Origin of the sequence: Pseudomonas bharatica CSV86, from assembly GCF_000319305.2 — a bacterium.
In the GTDB taxonomy this organism is placed as follows: domain Bacteria; phylum Pseudomonadota; class Gammaproteobacteria; order Pseudomonadales; family Pseudomonadaceae; genus Aquipseudomonas; species Aquipseudomonas bharatica.
Genome location: NZ_AMWJ02000001.1, coordinates 1,636,362 through 1,658,499, shown reverse-complemented (window position 1 = coordinate 1,658,499; position 22,138 = coordinate 1,636,362). Strand labels below are relative to the sequence as shown.

The window sequence follows — 22,138 nt, the reverse complement described above, 5'->3', positions numbered from 1 at the left end:
GATTGTTTGAACCGGGCGTGACCCGTCAGGACATCAGCTACTGCCCAGTAAACGGGCCATGCTCCTGGCCAGTTCCAGCCGCCGGAACGGCTTGCGCAACACTTCGAACTCAAGCAATGCCTGGGGTGGCAGGTTGGCGTAGCCGGTGATGATCAACACCGGCAGGTCCGCCCGCCATTGGCGCAGGTCGTGGGCGAAGCGGCTGCCGGTTTCATCGGCCATGATCTGGTCGGTCACCAGGATATCCAGCTCCAGCCCCGCCTCGATCAGGCGCCGCGCCTGGGCCGGGCCGTCGGCTTCGGTGACCTTGTAGCCGAGATCGCGCAGTTGCAATGCCGTGGCGTTGCGGACCATTTCCTCGTCATCCACCAGCAGCACACGGTTCAGGTGCCGGGCCATGGGCACCGCGTCACCGAACTCGTCCTGCCCCTCCTGCTCCACCGATCCCACCGGCAGCCAAAGCGTCACTTCGGTACCACGCCCCGGCCAGGAGCGGACCTCCATGCCGCCACCGGATTGCCCGGCCAGCCCCTGGACCATGGACAGGCCCAACCCGGTCCCGCGGCCTACGCCCTTGGTGGAGAAAAACGGCTCGGCGCAGCGGCGCAGCACATCCGCACTCATGCCACAGCCGCTGTCGCTGACCTTGAGCCACAACTGTTGCCCGCGTACGCCCTCCGGCGGTTCGCCCGGACCGGCGGAAATCCGCAGGCGCCCCCCCTGTTCCATGGCATCCCGGGCATTGACCACCAGATTGAGCAACGCCAGTTCCAGTTGATGCGGATCGACCACCACGGTCGGCAGGTATTCGTCGACCTCGACCTCGAACTGTATGGTCGGCCCCAGGGAGTGGGCAATCAGCTCGTGCATCTCCGCCACCAGGCTTGCCAGCGCCACGGTCTGCGGGGTCAGGGTCTGGCGCCGGGCGAAGCTGAGCAGGCGCCCCACCAGGTTGCGCGCCCGCTCCGCCGCCTGCAATGCGCCCTGGGTCAGGCGCGCGGTGCGTTGCAGGTCATCGGGGCGGCGCTGGATCAACTCCAGCGAGGCAATGATCGGCGTGAGCATATTGTTGAAATCGTGAGCGATACCGCCGCTGAGCTGGCCGACCATCTCCATCTTGCGCGCTTCATGCAGCTCGACGATGGCCGCCTCACGCTCGGCAAGGATGGCGCCGACCCGCTCCTCCAGGCTTTCATTGAGCGCCTTCATCTCGGCGAAGGCCGCCTGCAGGTCGCGTTGCGCGCGGGCATGGCTCATGGCGTCCCAGGTCTGCCGGGCACACTCCTCTACCAGCAGGCATTCGTCCTCGCACAGTACCCGGGGCCGGGCGAACTCCACACTGAGCATGGCCTGCAGTTCACCCGCCCGCAGCACCGGCACCTGCAGGCTGGCCGGCACGGAAAAGCGCGCGGGGTCCTCGTCGAAGCACACGCAGGAGGCGTCCAGTTCCTGCTGCAAACGGCGGGTCGCATGGTCGCGGATCGCCTCGGCGTCGTCGAGCCCGCGCAGCGCCTCGCCGAGCTCCAGGAGAAAAGCCTGGCGCCGCTGGAACTGCACGCGCCGGGTGGTCTCGGTGACGATGCACAACACCCCGCCCACGCTGCCGTCACTCTCGCGCACTGCCGAATAGGACACATCGAACCAGGCCGTCTCGCCGAAGCCGCTGCGTTCGATATAGAACGGCCGGTCGGTGGCGGAGAAGGTCTGGCCGGTTTCGCGCACGCCGCGCAACAGCGGCTCGAGGTCGTCCCATAGCTCGCTCCAGTGTTCGATGGCAGGGCGGCCAAGGGCGTGGGGATGCTTGGCACCGATGGTCGGCACGTAGGCTTCGTTATACAGGGCCACGTACTGCGGCCCCCAGAACAGCACGATCTGCGCCTTGGCCGGGAGCATCAGGCTCATGGTCGCTTGCAGCCCCGCCGACCAGGCGTGCGGAGGACCCAGCGGCGAGCTTCGCCAATCCAGCGTCTGCAATAGATCACTCATGATGCCGCCATTGTCGATAAAGCCTGGCGAAAGCGTCGTGCAACCGTCCAAAGGGTTGCCGTGGCTTGTTTTCATCCTGTAGAGGCCCGGCCGTGTTTCGTTCATCCATCAATATGAAGCACGCCGGCCCCGGATCGTTCCACGCCGAGCGACCGAAGGAGAGAAAATTTCGTTTATTGCGCAAAAAGTCGTAAAGCCAGTGATCCCTGCTGTTCAACGGCTTTTTGTGCAATAAATAGAAATAACCGTTCGGTTGGACAGCCTACAATGGCCTGTCCACCACCCTTTCCAGCAAGGAGTCCCATGACCTGCGCCCTGGCCCTGGAAGCACTGGCCTTCGATCACCGGGATGGCGAAGAGATCCTGCCCCACTGCCATGCCCAGGCGCAGCTGATCCACGGTATCAGCGGGGTCATGCTGGTGGGTGCGGCGGGTACGCACTGGGTGCTACCGGCCGGCCATGCACTGTGGGTGCCGCCGGGCATCGAGCACCAGATCCGCATGCTTGGCCAGGTCAGCATGCGCACCCTGTTCATGCCCGCCTCGACCTGGCCATGGGGCGGTGAGCAGTGCCAGTTGATCAGCGTCACGCCGTTGATGCGCGAGTTGCTGGTGGCCGCCAGCGGCCTGCCTTCGCAAGCCGACAACCCACACCGCCGGCAGTGCATCCATGAGCTGCTGCTGGTGGAAATGCACGGTGCGCAGGCCGTCGCCCTGCATCTGGCAATGCCCGCCGACCCGCGCCTGCAGCGCCTGTGCAACCAGGTGATCGCCCGTCCGGCGAGCGAAGCCGGGCTGGAGGAATGGGCCCGGCAATTGAACATGAGCAGCCGGACCCTTGCCCGCCTGTTCCAGCGCGAGCTCGGAACCAGCTTCGGCGACTGGCGCACCCGCGTGCGCATGGTACTGGCCATGCAGCGCCTGGGCAGCGGCGCCTCTGTGCTGGAAGTGGCGCTGGAGCATGGTTACCAGAGCCCGAGTGCGTTCTCGCAGACCTTCAAGCGGGTCGTCGGGCATCTGCCGAGTCATTACCAGGGGTGAGTCCGTCTCACAAGACTGCCTAGCGCGAGATTATCCGTTCGATGTGGTGCGGCTGACGGCCCCTTCCGCCTTTACGGCGGCCTACTTTTTTCTTGGAAAAAGTAGGCAAAACCGCTGGCTCCTACATGCGGCCCTGCGCTTCGCTCCGGGTTCCCTCCCTCCGGCACCTTCCGGGGCCATCGCGGCCTACGATTTGCTGCGCAAATCTACATCTCGCGTCTTCGGCTAACGCCGAAGGGTGCTGCGCACCTGGCCCCTACAGGCACCTCCACTCGGCCTCCTGAAGTCGCAATTGGCGGCGTTTGAACTGACGCGCACGAGGAGCAAGAGCAAAAGCCAAACCAGAAACTTGAATCCAGGAATCGATCTGTCGATGCAGTTTTCGATTTCGAAGATGGGTCAATGCAGGCGCCACCCGTAACTCGCGACGTCAGGAGGCCGAGTGGAGGTGTCTGGAAGGGGCTGGTGCGCAGCACCCTTCGGCGCAGCCGAAGGCGCGAGATGTAGATTTGCGTAGCAAATCGTAGGCCGCGCGCCCCTGGAAGGCACCGGAAGGAGGGGACCCGGAGCGAAGCGTAGGGCCGGATGTAGGAGCAAGCGGTTTTGCTTACTTTTTCCAAGAAAAAAGTAAGCCGCCGTAAAGGCGGAACGGGTCGTCAGCCGCACCACACCGAACGGATAATCTCGCGAGACAAGCCGCACACACGAAGCACTTCCCCATATCAGATCGAACAACGGTGCAGATACAGCGACAAGATCCTGAAAGGATCAATCCCCCATTGGCATGGTGAACCTGAACTCGGTGCCCTTGCCCACTTCACTGCGAGCCTCGATCCGCCCGCCATGGGCTTCGACGATGCCCTGGGTGATATACAGCCCAAGCCCGGTACCGTTGGGGTTGCCCTCCTTCATCGTCCAGTAGCGCTCGAAAACATGGGGCAATTGTTCGGCCGGGATGCCTTCGCCGTCGTCCTTGACCGTAAACACAATCTCGTTGCCGCCCAGCGCCGCATGTACGCCCACCGTGCCCAGGCGCGGGGTGAACTTGATGGCGTTGCCCACCAGGTTGGAGAGCACCTGGAACAACCGCTCCGGGTCGGCGTGGATCTTCAGTTCCGGCTCGCTTTCGAAGGCGATGCTGATGTTCTTGTTCAACGCCAGCGGCATGAGCAGCGCCTGGGTTTCCTCGAAGATCTGGCCGACGTCCAGGGTCTTGGGCGAGATGGTGTAGCGTCCGGCGTCGATCTTCGAGGTATCGAGCAGGTCGTCCAGCAGCGTGCTCATGCGCCCGGCCGCCTGCTGCATGGTCTCGATGGCCGTGGCAATGCGCCGCGAGGCATGCGGGCCGTCGGAGCTGAAACTCTTCTGCATCATGCCGCAGAGCATGGAAATGACCGTCATCGGATTGCGCAGGTCATGGGAAACCACCGCCACCAGGTCGTCGCGGGTGCGCACCGCCTGCTGTTCACGGCGTACCTGGCGGGCCAGGTCGTTTTCCAGCGCGGAGCGGCGCAGGTCGTTGGCAGCGTACAGGTCGCCATGGCTCCACTTGCGTGAGATCCCGGCCATTTCCACCTTCCAGATCTCGAACGAGGCACGCGGGCGCAGGCGCGGGCCGGCTTCGGAATTTTCCAGGTCCAGCGGCTTCTTCGGGTCGCCGCTCCAGTTGATGGTTTCTTTTACTTCCGGGCGGAACCACAGCACGCCGTTATCCACCGGCTTGGGCAGGCTCATGGCGAGTAAGCCGCTGGCGACATGCTGGTAGGCCTCGGCCGGGGGATAGACCGCAGACAGATTGTGGCTGGCGAAAACCGCCTGGCCGCCCTGCTGCAGCCACTTGTGCAAGGCGCGGATCTCGTCGGGCTCCGGGCAATTGCCATAGCGGTGCAGTTGCTTGTCCTCGATGATCGCGATGCCGGCGGCATCGGTCAGGTTCATCAGCACCTCGGGCTGGCCGGCCAGGCCGTCGAACACATTCTGCGGCGAGTCGATCATGGCCTGGTTGAGCAGCCCCAGCGCTTCGATCTTTTCTTCACGCTGGCGGCTGACTTCCAGCGCCTCCATGGCACTGATCTGCAGCGACAGCACCTGGCCGATGGACTGGCAGGCCATGCGCAGTTCATGGGGCACGTGCAGCGGCTGGCGATTGCCACAACTGATCAGGCCCCACAGCTCGCCGTCCTTGAGCAGGGAAATGCTCATGGACGAGAGCACGCCCATGTTCTTCATGTACTGGCAGTGGATCGGCGACACGCTGCGCAGGTTGGCAAAGCCGAGATCCAGGGGCTCGCCGGTGTCGGGCCGCAGCGCCGGCACCAGCGGGACAGCCTGGTAGCCGGCATCCGGAATGATCCGCAGCCAGTTCTTGCGGTACAGCTCGCGGGCCTGCCGGGGGATGTCCGAGGCGGGGAAGAACAGGCCGTTGAAGACTTCCATGGACGGGCCGGAGGCCTCGGCGATCACCTGGCCATGGCCTTCCTCTTCGAAGCGGTAGATCAGCACCCGGTCGTAGCCGGTCAGGGCCTGGATCTCGCGGACGCTGACCTCGTACAGCGCCTGCAGGGAGGCTGCGCCCTGCAGGCGCTGGAGCATGCGGCCCAGGTTGGTCAGGTTGCCGGCGATGCTGCCGGGCTGGTAGTGCCCGGCATGCACTTCCAGTTCGAAGATCAGTACACCGTCGTGACGGTGCAGCAGGCCATCGAAGGTCATGCCGTTGAGCGCGACGGTCAGTGGCGAATCATTGGACAGCAGCGGCTGTTGCACGCTGTGCTGCAAGGCGGCGGCCTGGGCCTGGCCCAGCAGGCCTTCGACGGGCTGGCCCAGCAGCGACTGCGGCGTACGACCGAGCAGGGTCTCGACGTTGGCGCTGACCTGGAGGATCTCCAGCCCCGGCTCGCTCAGGGTCAGCAGCAGGCCGTGGGGCTGGATGGCACCGGGAAAACGGATGGGTTCATCGGCGCAATTGGCCAACAGCGTTTCGAAGGCATCCTGTTCTTCTGGGGTCATAGCAGTACCTCCCGGCCTTGCAGCCAGTGTTCGAAACAGCGAAATGTATCCTGCGCCGCACGCACCGTGGCGGCGCGCTCTTGGCCGCTCAATGGCTGCGAGCACAGATAATGAAGAAAGGCACGCCAGCGGCGGCCGGTATCTTCACCATAGACATCGAGAAAGGCCGCACCGTTTCGGGCGTCCAGGCCCAGGTGCGCGTGGATGTGCCGGCGCAGCACCTGGCCGCCCAGGGTCGCCCCTTCCACAACATAGAGCACGCCCAGGCAGGCCGCCCTGGAATCAAGGGCTGGCAGGTCCCGGCAACGCGGCAGCCCCTCGATGGCCTCGGCAGACAGGCCCAGGGCCCGCAGATCATCCTGCAGGATGGCGGATTTCAGGCGCGGTTGCAGATCGAAATCGGCGGGAAACCACGGGCTGGTGCGCAGCGCGTCTTCCAGCGGGGCATAGAAACCGTGATAGGCCTGCATCAACTGCAGGAAAGCGTGGGAATCCAGGAAATCGGCGAAGAAAGGCAGGCGTTTTTCCAGTGCGATGTGCAGTTCGGCAGTATGGGTACGCAATTCCTGCAGTACCGGCGCCGAAGCGACCTCACGGGACGTTGATTGCATATAGCGGGGCTCGGATGGCTGACCTCGTGATGGCCAATGGCTGAAAGTTGATCGAAAGATCAGGGCACAAAATGGCCTATTTCCTACAAGGAAGCAATGCGAACGACGATTTTGTACCCGGGCCCTGGATACCGAATCAGTAAAAAAGGCCGCCGGGTCTCCCGGCGGCCTTTTTTATTACAGGACCCGACTTACTTGTTGTAGGTCATCACCCCATCCTCGCCTTCGACGAAGCCGTTGTACGGCGCGATCTGCTGGCTGGTCAGCAGGCCTGCGTCGAACATTTTCTCCGCGCCAGTCTGCTGCACGATCGCCGGCTGCAGCAGCGCTTCCATGAAGCGACGGCTTTCGGCCAGGCTGCCACCGATGACGCGGCTGCCCAGATCGACCTGCGACGAGTCGTTGACGTCGCCCATCAGTTCCTGGATCAGCGCGGCATTGCCGTTGTCCGCGGTGATCGACACCTGCCACGCACGCACGTTGGCCACGCCCGGCATGTTGTCGAGTACCTGCGGTGCGACGAACACCACCTTGCCGCCACCCATGTTGTTGGCGGTCTGGATCGACGCCACCTTGATGGTCTTGCCGCCCTGGTAGCTGACGGTACCGGTATCGGTGCTGGTGGTGCTGTTGGTGGCCATGACCACGTCGCCGGAACCGGTGACGCTGACGTTGCCCCGGCCACTGGTGCTGATATTGGCATTCTGGTTGACGTTGGCACCGCTCAGGGCAATGTTGCCCGCCCCGCTGTTGCGCACCGCGCCATTGACGTTGAGGTCGCCGGCAGTGGCCAGGGCGATGTTGCCCTGGGCAGTGGACAGCGAGGCCAGGTTCAGCGCCGAGGTGGAGGTGCTGTTCAGGTTGGCACCGCCGTTGCCACCGTTGCCGGCCAGGGTCTGCACGTTGACGTCGAAGGCATTGCCGGCCTGACCGACGCCATTGGCGGCGACCAGGTTGGCGCTTTGCGCGTTGACGTTGCTCACCGCGTTGCCATTGGCGTCGAGGATCGCGCCGGTGGTGGCATTGAGGTTGACCGCGTGGCCATTGGCATTGACCACATCGACAGCAAGGTTGCCGCCACGGCTGGTTACCGAGACGTCGCCATTGGCGCTGTTGACCGTCAGGCGGTTCAGGCCGTCGGCTTCGTCGATGGCGATATTGCCATTGCCAGTGACCTGGGCATTGACGCTGTTGCCCTGGGTCTGCACGGCGATGCCGTTGCCCGCCGTCAGGTTCAGGGCATTGCCCTGGACGCGGGTGCTGGCGTTGCCGTCATCGACCAGGGCGCCATTTTCGGCGGTCAGGTTGACCGAGCCCGTGCCGCTTACCGAACCCAGGGTGGCATTGCCATCGGCCACATCGACCGAAACATTGCCATTGCCGGTACGAACCTGCTCCAGGGTCACGGCCTGGCTCTGCGCCAGGTTGACGTCGCCGCTGGTGGTGCTGGCCGCGACGGTAGTGCCGTGCAGTTGCAGGGCGCCTTGCGAACCGTTGCCCAGGCCGTTGGCGGCATTGAGCTCGATGCGTTCGCCGGTGATCCCGGTTGCCTGGGCGACACGGGACAGCAGGCGAGCGAAGAAGCTCGGCTGCGCCTGGGTGACGATGGCACCGCTGGCGGAGTTCAGGCTGACGGTGTGGGTACCGGCATCGACCGTGCCCACCGCAATGTCGCCACCGGCGTTGACCCGGACGTTGCCGTCAGCCGCGCCCAGGCGGGTCAGGCTGATGCCGTCGTCTTCGGTCAGCACCAGGTCGCCGCTGCCATTGACCCGTACCGAAGCGCTGTCCACCGCGGTATGCAGATTGACCCCGGTCTCGGCCGTGACGTTGAGGCTGCCACCCTTGACCAGGCCGCCACTTGCAGTGACCACCTTGCCGGTGGAATCCAGCGAGATGCTGTCGCCCTGCAGTTGCTTGACGGTGATGTCACCGGCGCTGACCGCTACCAGGCCATTGGCCGCAGTGACCGCGTCGAGGGTGACGGCGTTGGCTTCGTCGATGATGATCGAACCATTGTCGGCCTTGGCCACCAGGCTATCGACCTCGGTACGCAGGGCGCCGTTGCTACCGATATCGGTCCCGGCATTGGCGGTCAGCTGACGGGCGGTAACATTGCGTGCCGCAGTGCCCTGGACCTGGATATCACCGCTGCCGGCGCTCAGGGTCGCGTTGCCATTGGCAGCGACGATTTCGTCGATCAGCAGGTTGCCGCCGGCACCGTAGGTCACGTCGCCCTGGCCGTTGACCAGGGTCTGGGCACCGAGGTTCATGATCAGGTCGCGGCCGGCCGAGGCGTTGACATGGCCGCTGGCAGTCTGCACCAGCGCTTGCTGGGTCAGGTTGCCGACCAGCGCCTTCAGGTCGATGTTGCCGCCGCCGCTGGTCACTTGCTGCAGGTCGAGGTTACCGCCGGCGCTGTAGTCGATGTTGCCGCTACCCGAAACCCGGGTGTCGGCCAGGGTGGTCAGGTTGCCATCCGCCTGGGCGGTGATGTTGCCTGCCCCGGTCTGCACGAGCTGGTTCTGGGTCAGGTTGCCGCCGGCCTTGAGGCCGATATTGCCGGCCGATGTGCTGACTTGCTGCAGGTCCAGGTTGCCGCCGGCGCTGTAATCGATGGCGCCATTGCCGATCACGGCGGTCGGCGCCAGGGTGGTCAGGTTGCCACCGGCCTTGGCGACGATATCGCCCTGCCCGGTCATGACCGCCGCGTTCTGCACCAGGTTGCCGCTTGCACTCAGGTCGATCTTGCCGCTGCCGGTGTCGACCTGCTGCAGGCTGAGGTTGCCGTGGCTGACGAAGGTGATGTCGCCGGTCCCGGACACGTTGGTGCTCGCCAGGGAGGTGACGTCACCTTCTGCGCCGATGCGGATATCGCCGTCGATGGTGTGCACCAGTTCCTGCTGGGTCAGGCTGCCCAGGGCAGTGAGCTGGATATCGCCGGTGCCATTGACCACCACCTCGCGCTCGGTGACCAGGTTGCCGCCGGCATGGGCGCTGATATTGCCTGCGCCGGTCTGCACCAGCCTGTGCTGGGTCAGGTTGCCCTGCCCGGCCTTCAGGTCGATGTTGCCGGTAACGGTGGTCAGGCGTTCCAGGTTGGCGTTGCCGCCGGCGTGGTAGGTGATGTCACCGCTGCTCAGGGAGTTGGCCGAGGTGCCGGAGAGCATCTCGATGTCGCCACCGGCGGTGACCGACAGGTTGCCGTTGGCGGTCATCAGGCTGGTGTTCTGCCGGACATCGCCGCCCGCCTCCAGCGTAAGGGAGCCCGCCGCAGTGTTGGCCACGCCTTCGTTGACGGTGAGGTTGCCGGTGGTGCCGACCTCGATATCGCCACCGTTGGTGTTGACCCCGAAGATCTGCTGGTTGCCCAGGTTCGGGACCACGCCGCCGATGACCAGGTCGCCGTCCAGGTCCTTGACCTTGACGCCGCCGACGGCGGTTTGCGCCACCAGCCTGTCGACCTTGACGTTCAGGGCCTTGTCGGTGCCGATGCCGTTGACGGCCGACAGGGACAGGTTGCCGGCGTCGATGTTGCTGTCGTCGCCAGTGCTGGCGTTGCTGATGCGGTCACCGGCAACCAGGGTCACGGTGTCACTGGCGGTGCTGATACGGCCGACGTTCAGCGCGCCACCGGTGGTGACGGTGACATTGCCCTGCTCGGTTTCCAGGGTGCCGATCTTCAGGTCGTCGACTTCGGCCAGGTTGACCTCGCCGCTGGCGGTGACATTGACGGTGTTGACCTTGAGGTCCAGGTGACGGTTGCTGTCGCTGCCGACCGCACCGACGCTGCCCGCCGCGTTGACGTTCAGGGTGTCGGCGACGATCAGGGTGTTGTTGTCCTGGTCATCGGAGACCGCGCCATCGGCGTGCAGGTCGATGGTGCCAGTGCCGGCACCGGCGTCGAGGCTGCCCACCACTACCGCACCACCGGCCTTGAGGTCGATGTTGCCGGCGGCGGTGTTCAGGTTGCGCGCGGTCACGCCGTTGGCTTCACGCAGGGTGATCGTGCCGGCGTTGGTGACCTGGACGTCGAGGGTATCGACTTCGCTGTCGAGGTCGATATTGCCAGCGGCCCTGGCCACCAGGGTACCGCCCTGGACATTGCGCTCGACGGTGTTGCCATCGACGATCGCGCCGTTGGTGGCGGTCAGGCTCACGGTATGGGTGTGGGTGCTGTCCTTCACCAGTTGCTCGATCTTCAGCGAACCATCGGTACTGACGCTGATGTCGCCCGCACCGCTGATGCCCTTGACCGCGCCCTGGGTACCGATGGTCAGCAGCGCGCCGCCATTGGCGTTGACGATGGCCACGCCGCCGTTGCCGGCGTCCGCTGCAACGCGGTCGACCTGGGTGTTGACCGCCTGCAGGGCACCGATGCCGTTGCCGGCGACCATTTTCAGGTCCGGAGTGACCAGCACGCCGCCCTGGCCGAGGATGGCCTGGCCGGCTTTCAGGCTGATGGAGGTGTCGCTGTTGACGTTGCCCACCACGCCGACGTTGCCGGTGGCTTCGGCGACGATCTTCTCGCCGGCGGCGACGGTGATGTCACCCAGCCCCAGGCTGCCGGTGGAGTTCAGGTACAGGCTGGAGTCGATCACCCCGCCGTTGTTGATGTCCAGGCGGTTGGCGGTGATGCCCAGCGGCTTGTCGGCGGAGCTGTCGATCTGCTGGTTCAGGTCATAGGCGGCCACGGCCTGCTTGCGCACCTGGAGGGCGGCGTCGCGGGCGGTGTTGGCCTTGAACACGGCAAGGTCCGCGGTGGCCTTGGAGGTCGCGGTGGTGTCGCGGATCTGGGTGGTGGTCGCCAGGTTGGTGGCTGCGGTGTAGACCGCGGCGTTGGCCACGTCCAGGGTGTTGTTCAGCTCCACCAGCAGGTCTTGCTGCGGTGCCAGGCTGTAGCGCTCGTAGCTGTCCAGCGCCAGGGATGCGGCGGACATCACCAGGTCGACCACGGCGAAGGCCGCGTCGGCACCGGCGTCACCGGAGAACGGGATGGCCTGGGCGGCACCGGCGATCACCGCGGCGGCGTTGCGCACCACGGTGGCGGCGTTCAGCGCGGTGTTCAGCGCATCGGCGGTGGCCGACATGCTGTCGACCTTGGCGGCCTGGGCATTGGCGTTGATCTCGGACAGACGCTGGGTCAGCTCGGCCAGGCTGTTCTGCAGGGCCGCCGAGTTGACCAGCGCCTCGTAGTCCTTCAGTTGCTGGATCAGGATGTTCAGTTGCAGCAGCTTGGCCGCGGCTTCGGCATCGCGCGCCGAGTATTCGGCGATGGCGGTGTCGCGGGTCAGCTCGGCGGTGTGCTCGCTCGGGGTGCTGGCGGTCAGGCTGACACGGTTGCCGCGGATGTTCTGCGCGCTACCGTTGCCATCGAGGATCACGCCGCCGGCCGAGGCCACGGTAACGTTGCCGGTGCTGCCGGCGTCGAGCATGCCGATGGTGATGTTCGACTGCGCCTGCAGGGTGATGTTGCCACCGTCGGTCTTCAGGTTGCCGGCGATGATCACGCCGTCATAGCCCGGAACCTGGGAGCTGGCCTTGGAGGTGGCGATCAGGCTGATGCTGCCGCCACCCGGCAGGTAGATGGTGTCGTTCTGGTTGAGGAAGACGATGTTGCCCGAGGTCGCCTTCAGTACCAGCGAGCCGCCATCCATGGTGATGGTGCCGCCGTTGTTGTCGAGGATGGTGATGGCGGTGGCGACGATATTGATCGCGCTGGCGCCCTTGCCGGTCAAGGAAGAGGCATCCACGGCCACGGCGCCGGCGTTGGTCGCGGTGACGCCCGCGTTGCCGCCGGCGGCAGACAGGAAGCTGACGTCCAGGGCGAGGTCGCCCTGCTGGCCGATGCCGTTCGGCGCGCTGATATCCAGCGAGCGGGCGACCACGTTGGCCTTGCTGCGGTCGGTGCGACCGTCCTCGATGCTGCCACCGGCAGCGATCTTGACGTTGTTGCCGCCAGCATCGACGTTGCCCAGCTTGATGCTGCCGTCGGCGTCGATCTGGATGTTGCTGCCGGTGCCGCCGCTGGTGACCTGGACCAGGGACAGCAGGTTGCCGTTGCTCTGGCGTGCGTAGATACCGCCGTTGGCGGCGTCGATCACCAGGTTATCGACCTGGATTTCCAGGGCGTCGCCGCTGGTACCGAAGGATTTCACCGCCGCGGTCAGGCCGCTGGTGATGAAGTTGGCGGCACTGCCGTTGCCGTCGGTGACGTTGCCGGTGACCTTGAAGTCGATGGTGCCGCTGGCCTGCAGTTGGCCGACCACGGTGTCGCCGGCGTTCTGGAAGGCGATCTTGCCATTGGTAGCGAGCACGTCCAGCAGGCTGATGGCACCGCTGTTGGCGAAGTTCACGTCGCCGCCGGTGGCGGTCAGGTTCACGGCGCCGCCAGCCACCTGGCTGGACAGGGCCTTGCTGCCGGTGCCGATGGAGGCGCCGGTGACGGTCAGCGAACCCGCCGAGATCGGCGTGCCCACGGCGTCGGTCGCAGTGGTCACGGCGCCGCCGGCGCTGAGTTGCACGGCTTTCTTGGCGATGACCGAGTTGACCGCGAGGTTGCCGGTCTGGGTCGCGGTGATCGCACCGTTGGTGGCGTTGGCCTTGGCGGTCAGGGTCAAGTCGCTGGAGCTGTTGGCGACGTTGACGGTGCCGTTGCGGCTGGTCAGGTTCAGGCTGCTGGCCTGGGTGGCCAGGGCGGCCCCATCGGCACCGACACTGCCGGAAGCGTCGATGACCACATCCTTGCCGACCAGGCTGCCGCTGCCCTGGGTGATATCACCGGCGGCGGTCAGGGACACCTTGCTGTCGGCACCGGCGTCGATGCCGTTGAGCTTGAGGCCGGCGGCGGTGTTGGCGAAGGACAGGTCCAGCGCCTGGGTACGGTTCAGGGTCAGGGTACCGAGGGTGCGGCTGTACACCAGCGAACCGCCGGTGAAGGCCACGTTGGTATCGCCGTTCGGAGTGGTCACCGACAGCGCGCTCAGGGCCTTGTCGTTGTTGGCGTAGACGCCGGCCTGGGCCGCCGTGGTGGTGGCGGTCAGGGTATCGACGCTGGTGCCCAGCTTCTTGGCCGAGGTACCGATGCCGGATTTGCTCGATGCGGTGAGGTCCTTGGCGCTGACGTTGGTGGTCGAGCCGCTGGCGGAGACGATGCTGCCGTTGCCGGCGTTCAGGGTTACCGAGGCACCGGCAGCGCTGATGCTGCCTACGGTCAGGTTGCCCTGGGTGGCATTGAGCACGACGTTGTTGCCGGTGCCTGCGGCAGTGATGGTGCCGACGCTCAGGCCGTTGCTTTCGCTCAGGTACACGCCACCGTTGCCGGCCGCTGCGTTGAGCGTGTTGCTTTGGGTGCTCAGGGCCTGGGCGGCGTCACCGATCTCGCCACCGGCGGACAGGTCGATGGTGCGGCCAACCAGCGAGGTGCCGGCCTGGGCGGCGAGGATGCTGCCGGTGTCGGACGTCACGCTCAGGCCACTGGTGGCCGAGACGGTACCGGTGAGGATCACCCCTTCGCTGGCCTGGACCTTGACGTTCCTGGTGCCGGTGCTGCCGTTGCTCAAGGTGATCGAGCCGCTGTTGTCCACCGCGCCGGACACCGAGGACTGGCCGTTGATGCTGATCTGCTCGCGGGCGACCACGTCGCCGAGGATCAGCGCACCGTCGTTCTTGACGTTGATGCCGCCGTTCTGGGTCGAGGCCGAGAGTACGCCGACCTGGGTGTTGACCGCGGTGCTGTCGCTGCCGACCGCGCCGTCGGCGACCAGCTTGGCCGAGTAGCCGCTGACGTTGGTTTTGCTGGTATCGGCCGAGGTGATGGAGCCGTTCTGCGCGGTGATCACCACGCTGCCGCCGGCAGCCGGGGTACCGGCCTTGACTTCGCCCAGGGCGACGCCGCCACTGACGTCGGTAACCAGCACGTTGCCGCTTTGCGAAGTGGCATTGAGCACGTCGGCATCGACCAGCAGCGCGCCTTGCTCGAAGCCGATCGATGCGCCTTCGTCCTTCACGGTCAGGTTCAGGGTGCTGGCGCGGGTCGAGCTGTTGCCGCTGGTGCTGATGGTCTTGCCGGCGGTCAGGCTGGCGGTGGTGGCGGCGGCCGTGCCAACGCCCTTGATCACGCCGGCCTGGACGATATCACCGGCGTCGATGCTCAGGTCGGTCGCCTCGACGATACCGCTGTTGTTGACCACCGAGCTCATCAGGCCGCTGGCCGAGTTGCCTTGCAGCAGGACGGTCTGGGCCGACACGGTGCCGCTGTTGCTGACGCCGGTGGCGTCGCTGCCGGTGGCGGCGGCCAGGGTATCGGCGCTGACGCTGAAGTTGATCAGGTTGCTGCCTTGCAGGTTGACCGTGAAGCGGTCGCCTGCGGCCATGGTCACCCGGCCGACGTTGGCGATGACGAAGCCGGAGTTATCGACCTTCGGTGCCACCAGGTAGACGAAGCCACCGGTATCGGCGGTGATCTGCCCCTGGTTGGTGATGCTGCCCAGGTCCTTGCCGGCGACCTGGGTGAAGTTCAGCTGGCCACCGTTCATGAAGCTCTGGTCGCTGACATCGAACGTGGTGGCCAGCAGGCCGGCCACGTCCACCTGGGAACCGGCGCCGAAAACGATACCGTTGGGGTTGATCAGGAAGATGTTGCCGTTGGCCTGCAGGGCGCCCTGGATATTCGACACCTGGCTGCCCAGCACCCGGTTCAGGGTGATCGAATCGTTACCGGCCTGCTGGGCGAAGCGCACCAGCTCGCCGGCGTCGATGCTGAAGTCGGTCCAGTTGATGATGCCCTTCTGCAGGGCCTGGGTGATCACCAGCTCGTTGTTGTTCATGCTGCCGATGGTGATGCCACCCTGGACGGCGACGCCGCCGCTCGGGGCTGCCAGCGCTACCGAGCTGCTGGCGCCGATCACGGAAACCGAAACCGCCTTGATGAATCTCTGCGTGCCTTTCTTCTTGCGGGACATAAGTACTTACCTGTGCAAATGGGGTGTGGTTTCCGAGGCTCAGAAGTGGTAGCGGGCCTGGGCGTAGACGTAGGAGCCGTCTTCGGTCTTGTCACCGATAGGCACTCCGAAATCGACGCGCAGGTCGACGCTGTCCAGCGGCCGCGCAAGCAGGCCGATGGCGGCACCGGTCAGGTCCTGGTGGTCGTCCTGGCCGACCAGCGGGTCCTTCAACCAGACCTGACCGTGGTCCAGGCGCGCGGTGGCCTGGTAGCGGTCGTTGTCCTTGAACAGCGAGTAGCGACCTTCGAGGCTGGCGGTGAAACCGTGGTCGCCCGACCAGGTGGAGGGCGCGTGCCCGACCACGGAGTTGAAACCACCGATGCCCCACTGCTCGCTCGACACCAGCGAGTCCAGCGAGTACTGGCCGGCGATGCGCGGAATCACCAGGAAGCGCGGGGTGATCTGCTGCAGACGGGCGATATCGAAGGTGAACTTGGTGAACCGGTTGTCCGCCTTGGCCGCAGCGCGGCTGGACATCAGCGAGTCGTCGTCCATGCCGCCGAGGGCCTCGCCAAGGCCGTAGTGCAGGCCGGCGGTGGCCAGGGTGCGGCCGTACAGGTCGGAGTTGTCCAGGTTCAGGCTGAAACGCAGTTTGCGGATCTTGTCTTCGGCGGTACGCACGCCGAGGATGCTCTGCTCCAGGTCCTGGGATTCGAGCCAGGCCTCGGCGGTGACGATGCTGCGCGCGGAACGCACGAAGTCCTGGGACAGGCCCAGGCCCCAGCTCTGGTTGTCACCCTCGATTTCCAGCACGCGGTAGGTGTTGCCGACGTCGACGTTACCTTTCGAGAAGTAGGCGCGGGCCTTGGTGCCCCGGGCATTGAGCGGCAGGCTGTAATCGACGTAGCCGTACCACAGGTCGCCGTCGCCCACCGAGGTCAGGGCCAGGACGTTGGCTTCGTCGCCGTGGCCGGTCAGGTTGGCGAACTTCAGGCTCGGCATCAGGCGGGTTTCGCCGGTGTCCTTGCTCCCGTAGTTGTTGATTTCCATCGCGCCTTGGACCCGCGGCGCCTCGCTCACATCGACCACCAGGTCGGTGGAACCGGTCTGCACGCCCGGTTGCAGGGTGGAGGTGACTTCGATGCCGGACAGGCGGTTCAGGTGGGTCAGCGCCCGCTCGACCTGCTCCAGGGTGAACGGCTTGCCTTCGACCACGCCACCGGCGGTGAGGGCGTCGTGCACCTGTTCCGGGGTGAAGCGCTTGGCGCCGGTGACCTGGACATTGCCCAGCCAGCCTTCCAGCACCACCAGCTTGAGGGCCGGCTCGTTGGCAAAGTCCTGGGCCGGCACCACCACCTTGACCAGGCGGTAGTTGGCGGCCTGGTAGAAGGCCTCGATCTTGGCGGCCAGGGCCTTCATCTCGACCAGGCTCATCGGCCGACCGATGTCGGCGGCGATCTGCGCGCTGAGCTGCTCGCTGGTGAAGGTGCGGTTACCACTGAACTCGACGGCCTTGACCATCACCCGGCTCTGGGAAGCCTGGGGCTGGGCGGCCGGAGCCGCGCTTTCGCTGGCCATCGCGGCATTGGCTGTCATCACGGCAAAACCGAGGGCGCACAGCAGCGCCTTCGCCGGTACGGAGGAATTGAGCATGGGAACCTTGCTGTCAGTTATTGGCGAGGAGGTTGTGCGGGACGGGCGGTTCGATCGTCGTGATACATCCGGCATCTTTGTTGTTTCTCTAACGTTGAAGCACAATCGAGCACAATGCCCCGAAACAGGGCATCGAACAGTCCTTGGTAACACCGGTTGGCATAATTCGGGCACACAGGTGCCCCTGGCCGAAAAACAGTCAGCCAATCATCTTTTTTGTCGGGCACACATAAGCGGCTTCGAGGAAGCTTGCACGCAAAGTTGTTTGCCACTCCCCCGCAAGTCCATCGCAGTCACGACCAATAGCATGGTCTGGGTAGAGTTGGCGCATTAATAGCGCTGTTAGCAATAACGGTCAACGGCAAGTTGCTGATATTTTCTGACGCCGCCTAATTGACGCGACGACGTGCAACTTTCATAAGTGCGCAAAATAATCGGAACGGGTGGCCGAGAGGGAACGAAACAGACACAACTAGGCACGCGCAGGCCTTGAACTGCGCGGCCTGCAGCGCGACAGAGCCTTAGAGCCGCAACCTCGCAGGTAGTACCGCAAATATTTTGAGCGCTAAGCAATCAACCGGACTAGTTAAGTTACAGCCAATAACTCAGAACTACCCAATCCGTACCCAAGCATAAAAACAACAGCTCATTAATAACAACTTAAACAGCAAACCGCATCACCGACGCTCTCTACAAAGGCGCACTTCTAAATACGTAGCGCTGCGCAAAAGTCATAGAGCACATGTTAGCGGGGACGACCTGGACTATTAAGCAATCCAGGCAACTTAAAAAACGCCGCTATCAGACAATAACCAACTTTGCCTCGCCCCTGATTGCACAAATAAACAGAGGCCTCAGGTTCTCTTCATGACTACTAGGAAGACACCCAGAAACTGCAGTCGGATATGCCTACTCACACCCGATTGCCGCGCCGAAGGAAATGCGAACTTCATCACATATTTTTTTGCCTGGTCGGTCAGGACCAACGATTCCGGGGGTGATGCCCTGGTAAGGCCATGTTCGGAGATACGACACGTCGCAACTCGGCCCTATCAACGAAGAGCGACGCTAGTTGATGGCTCAATGATGGCACCTCTGATCGGGTGATGTTCCGTCAGAGCAACACTCAAATGGCTTGCTTGAACTAGCTGACCACCCCAAGCGGATGAACCGACACGCTCCAAACGAATGGTTTTTTCGAAATGTGAAATACAGTTTATATAGCGATTGGAAGCAAGCGGTTGCCCTGTACCAACTAGTCGTATGGCATACCAAGCGCACAGCCGGGAGTTCCGGCAAACATGGCGGAATGATGGCATCTATGAGGCGCCGATCATCGTAAAGTTGGGAATATGCAGGGCAAGCCTGGAACTTCTTTGCCCATAGGTAGTCGGCGCCCTGCCAGCGTTAAGAACGATGCTATTCGCTGGCCGAAGGCAACAGGACCTCGGCGCACAACCCTCCCTCCTGCCGGTTGCTCAAGCGCAACGCCCCGCCCAGGCTCTGCGCCAGTTGCGCCGCGATCGCCAGGCCCAGACCGGTGCCGCCGGTATCCCGGCTGCGCGAGCTTTCCAGGCGATAGAACGGCTTGGTCACCTCTCCAAGCAGGGCATCGGGGATCCCCGGCCCGCTATCCAGCACTTGGATCGACAGGCCGGCACCTGTGTCCTCAAGCAGCACCCTTACCCGCGCCTCGCCAGCGAACTTCAGGGCATTGTCGAGCAGGTTGGCAAGCAGCCGACGCAATGCCTGCGGCCGGCTGACCACCAGCAGATCCGCCATCTCCAGCAGCTCCACCGGCCGCCCGGTATCGCGGTAATCGAACACCAGGCTTTCAAGGAACGCCCTGAGCCGGATCCGGCTCGCCACCTCGGTGCAAGGCTCGCTGCTGCGGGCGTAGGCCACGCCCTCCTTGACCAGGTGCCGCATCTCCTCGAGGTCGCTGTTGAGCTTGTCCTTGTCCGTCGAGTCGTCCATGAACTCGACCCGCAGCTTCATTCGCGTGATCGGGGTCTGCAGGTCATGGGAAATGGCGGCGAGCAGTTGCACGCGCTCCTTCACATAGGCAGCGATGCGCTCCTGCATGGCGTTGAAAGCCACTGCCGCCTGTACCACCTCACTCGGCCCCTGCTCCGCAAGACGCGGGTTCTGGCGGTTGAGGTCGAGACTGTCGACGGCGCTGGCCAGTTGCGTGAGCGGACGCACGGCGGTTCGCACCGCCAGCCAGGTGCAGATCAGCAACAGCGCCAGTTGCCCGAGCAACAGCGCCGGCAGCCATGGCGAAAGCGGCATGATCGACGGGCGCACATCGATGGTCAGCGGCTGCCCGTCGGCCAGGCGCAGGTGCGCCTGGTAATGCGGGCGGACATCGGGGATATCACGAAAGCTCAAGGCGTAGTGCGGGCCCAGGGTGGCCTTGATCGATTGCACCGACGCCGGCGCATCGGTCATCTCCTCCCCCGCTTCGCCCTGGTCCAGCCGGTAGCTGTAGTTAGGCCGCTGCAAACGCTGGAGCCAGGCCGGACGCTCCGCCGCAGGCAGGCGTTCGAGAATCGCCACCGAGGTGTCGATGTCCTGCTCGAAATTGCTCAGCATCAGGGTCCGGGCGCTGCTATAGCGCTCGAAGGTCTGCAGGCCGAAGGACAGGCCGTGGGCGAGGATCAGGCTGGCAAGGAAGATCAGCGACAGGCGCGAGGCCAGGCTGCGTGGCCAGGGTTTCATGAGTCGCCCCCGACCAGGCGCACCGGGAAGCTGAACACGTAGCCTTCGCTGCGCACCGTCTTGATATAGGCCGGCTGGCGCGCATCATCCAGCAGGCGTTGGCGCAGGCGGCTGACCATCAGGTCGATGGAGCGGTCGAACAGGTCGGCGCCGCGGCCCTGGGTCAGGTTGAGCAATTGGTCGCGGCTGAGCACTCGCTGCGGATGGTCGAGAAACACCCGCAACAGGCGGTATTCGGCACCACTGAGGGCGACCACGGTGTTCTGCTCGTCGAGCAGATGGCGCGCCGTGGTGTCCAGACGCCAGGTGCCGAATTCGAGCACCCGCACCGGCTCGCTGACCTGCAGGTTCGGCGGCAGCATCCGTGTGCGCCGCAGCACGGCGTTGATCCGCGCCAGCAACTCGCGGGCCGAGAAGGGTTTGACCAGATAGTCGTCGGCGCCCATTTCCAGGCCGATGATGCGGTCGGTCTCGTCGTCCCGAGCGGTCAGCATCAGCACCGGCGTAGCGCGGTGCTTGCCGGCGCGCAGTTCGCGGCAGAGCACCAGGCCGTCGTCGCCGGGGAGCATGATGTCGAGAATGATCAGGTCGACCTGGCCGGCTTCGAGGTAACTGCGCATCTGCCGGCCGTCGGCGGCCAGGGTGACACGCAGGCCGTTCTTCTTCAGGTAGTTGCCCACCAGTTCGCGGATTTCGCGGTCGTCGTCGACGATCAGCACGTGATCAGCGTTGGAATCCATTGCGGTGACCTTGCTCAGCGGGTGGTGCGCTGAGTCTAGCGAGGCGTCCCCTGGCTGGCAGCAGGCTTTGTAGGGTTTTGTATCAGAGTGGTACGCAGATACCAAAAGCGACAGCAAAGGCCCCGGATCGACACATCCCGGATACCTGCGCGGCGTGAAATGCCTGGCAAGCGCTGATCCGCGGAGCAGCGCCCTCCCCCTCGCAACCGGAGAACGCCATGTTGATCATTGCCTTCCTGGGCGGCCTGCTGACCGTCCTCAGTCCCTGCATCCTGCCCATCGTGCCCTTCGTCTTCGCCCGTAGCGGACAACACCGCGCCTCGATCCTGCTGACCCTCGGCGGCCTGGTGCTGACCTTCGCTGCGGTGTCGAGCCTGGCGGTGGTCGGCAGCGCCTGGGTGGCCAAGGCCAATACCGCCGGGCGCTATCTGGCACTGGCGGTTTTGATGCTGTTCGCCGTGTCGCTGCTGGCGCCGCGCCTCGGCAACTGGCTGGCCCAGCCTTTCGTGGCCCTGGGCAACCGCCTGGCGCCAAAGGCCTCGGCCTCGGGCCCGCTGGCCTCGTTGCTGATTGGTGTCGCCACAGGCCTGCTCTGGGCGCCCTGCGCCGGGCCGATCCTCGGCCTGATCCTCAGCGGCGCCATGCTCGCCGGGCCGAATGCCCAGACCAGCCTGCTGCTGCTCGCCTACGGCCTGGGCAGCGCGGTCTCCCTTGGCGTACTGATCCTCGCCGGCAAGGGCCTGGCCCGGCGTTTGCGCCTGTCCCTGCCAAGTCTCGAATGGCTGCGCCGCGGTACCGGCGTGGTGGTGCTGCTGGCGGCAGTCGGGATCGCCAGCGGCGGCACCCGCAGCCTGCTGGCGGACACCTCGTCGCAACTGTCCAACCGGGTCGAACAGCAGGTGCTGAAGTCGGTTTCAGGCGCCCTCGACCACCTGATAAGCAAAGCCCGGGCCGCCACCGAGCCGGACCTTTCGCCCAAGGGGCCAATGCCCTCGCTGGGCGGCGCCGTGGAATGGCTCAACTCCCCCGAACTCAGCGCCGAAGCCCTGCGCGGCAAGGTGGTGCTGGTGGATTTCTGGACCTTCGACTGCATCAACTGCCAGCACACCCTGCCCTACGTCAAGCAGTGGGCCGACCGCTACGGCAAGGACGGCCTGGTGGTGATCGGCGTGCATACCCCGGAATACCCCTTCGAGCGCGTGCCGGCCAATGTGCGCAGGCAGGTACGCAAACTCGGCATCACCTACCCGGTGGCGATCGACAACGACTACGCGATCTGGCGCCAGTTCGCCAACCAGTACTGGCCGGCCCACTACCTGATCGATGCCACGGGCCAGGTGCGCTACGCCCACTTCGGCGAAGGCGCCTATGCCACCCAGGAACACGTTATTGAAAAACTGCTGGCCGAAGCCAAGGCCACCCACTGAAGGAGCAT

The 22,138-nt window shown here is 64.7% G+C and carries 9 protein-coding genes; 2 read left to right on the top strand and 7 right to left on the bottom strand.

What is annotated here, in order from left to right:
- Positions 1-33: 33 nt before the first annotated feature.
- A complete protein-coding gene (locus CSV86_RS07270) occupies positions 34-1,986 on the bottom strand; it encodes an ATP-binding protein (RefSeq protein ID WP_376699736.1) in 1,953 nt (650 codons plus the stop codon).
- A gap of 303 nt (positions 1,987-2,289) precedes the next feature.
- Here CSV86_RS07270 and CSV86_RS07265 point away from each other — a divergent pair, with 303 nt between their 5' ends.
- Entirely contained in the window at positions 2,290-3,027 is a 738-nt protein-coding gene (locus CSV86_RS07265; protein WP_009398881.1) for an AraC family transcriptional regulator, read from the top strand.
- Positions 3,028-3,795: 768 nt separating this feature from the next.
- On the opposite strand, the gene CSV86_RS07260 is transcribed toward CSV86_RS07265, so the two are convergent.
- From CSV86_RS07260 to CSV86_RS07235, 6 genes are all read right to left on the bottom strand, one after another.
- A complete protein-coding gene (locus CSV86_RS07260) occupies positions 3,796-6,033 on the bottom strand; it encodes an ATP-binding protein (protein WP_009398880.1) in 2,238 nt (745 codons plus the stop codon).
- Positions 6,030-6,644: a biliverdin-producing heme oxygenase gene (locus CSV86_RS07255; RefSeq protein ID WP_009398879.1), complete on the bottom strand. Its 615-nt coding sequence runs from the start codon at positions 6,642-6,644 to the stop codon at positions 6,030-6,032. The genes CSV86_RS07260 and CSV86_RS07255 overlap by 4 nt, the downstream gene beginning before the upstream one ends.
- Positions 6,645-6,835: 191 nt before the next feature.
- Positions 6,836-15,607 (bottom strand): beta strand repeat-containing protein, encoded by an 8,772-nt coding sequence (locus CSV86_RS07250; protein ID WP_009398878.1) that lies wholly within the window; start codon positions 15,605-15,607, stop codon positions 6,836-6,838.
- A gap of 39 nt (positions 15,608-15,646) precedes the next feature.
- On the bottom strand, positions 15,647-17,242 hold the full coding sequence (locus CSV86_RS07245) for a ShlB/FhaC/HecB family hemolysin secretion/activation protein (protein WP_009398876.1): 1,596 nt from the start codon (positions 17,240-17,242) through the stop codon (positions 15,647-15,649).
- 1,419 nt (positions 17,243-18,661) lie between these two features.
- Entirely contained in the window at positions 18,662-19,963 is a 1,302-nt protein-coding gene (locus CSV86_RS07240; protein WP_009398874.1) for an ATP-binding protein, read from the bottom strand.
- Positions 19,960-20,703: a response regulator gene (locus tag CSV86_RS07235; protein ID WP_009398871.1), complete on the bottom strand. Its 744-nt coding sequence runs from the start codon at positions 20,701-20,703 to the stop codon at positions 19,960-19,962. The genes CSV86_RS07240 and CSV86_RS07235 overlap by 4 nt, the downstream gene beginning before the upstream one ends.
- Before the next feature lie 218 nt (positions 20,704-20,921).
- Here CSV86_RS07235 and CSV86_RS07230 point away from each other — a divergent pair, with 218 nt between their 5' ends.
- On the top strand, positions 20,922-22,130 hold the full coding sequence (locus CSV86_RS07230) for a cytochrome c biogenesis protein DipZ (protein WP_009398868.1): 1,209 nt from the start codon (positions 20,922-20,924) through the stop codon (positions 22,128-22,130).
- Positions 22,131-22,138 lie beyond the last annotated feature (8 nt).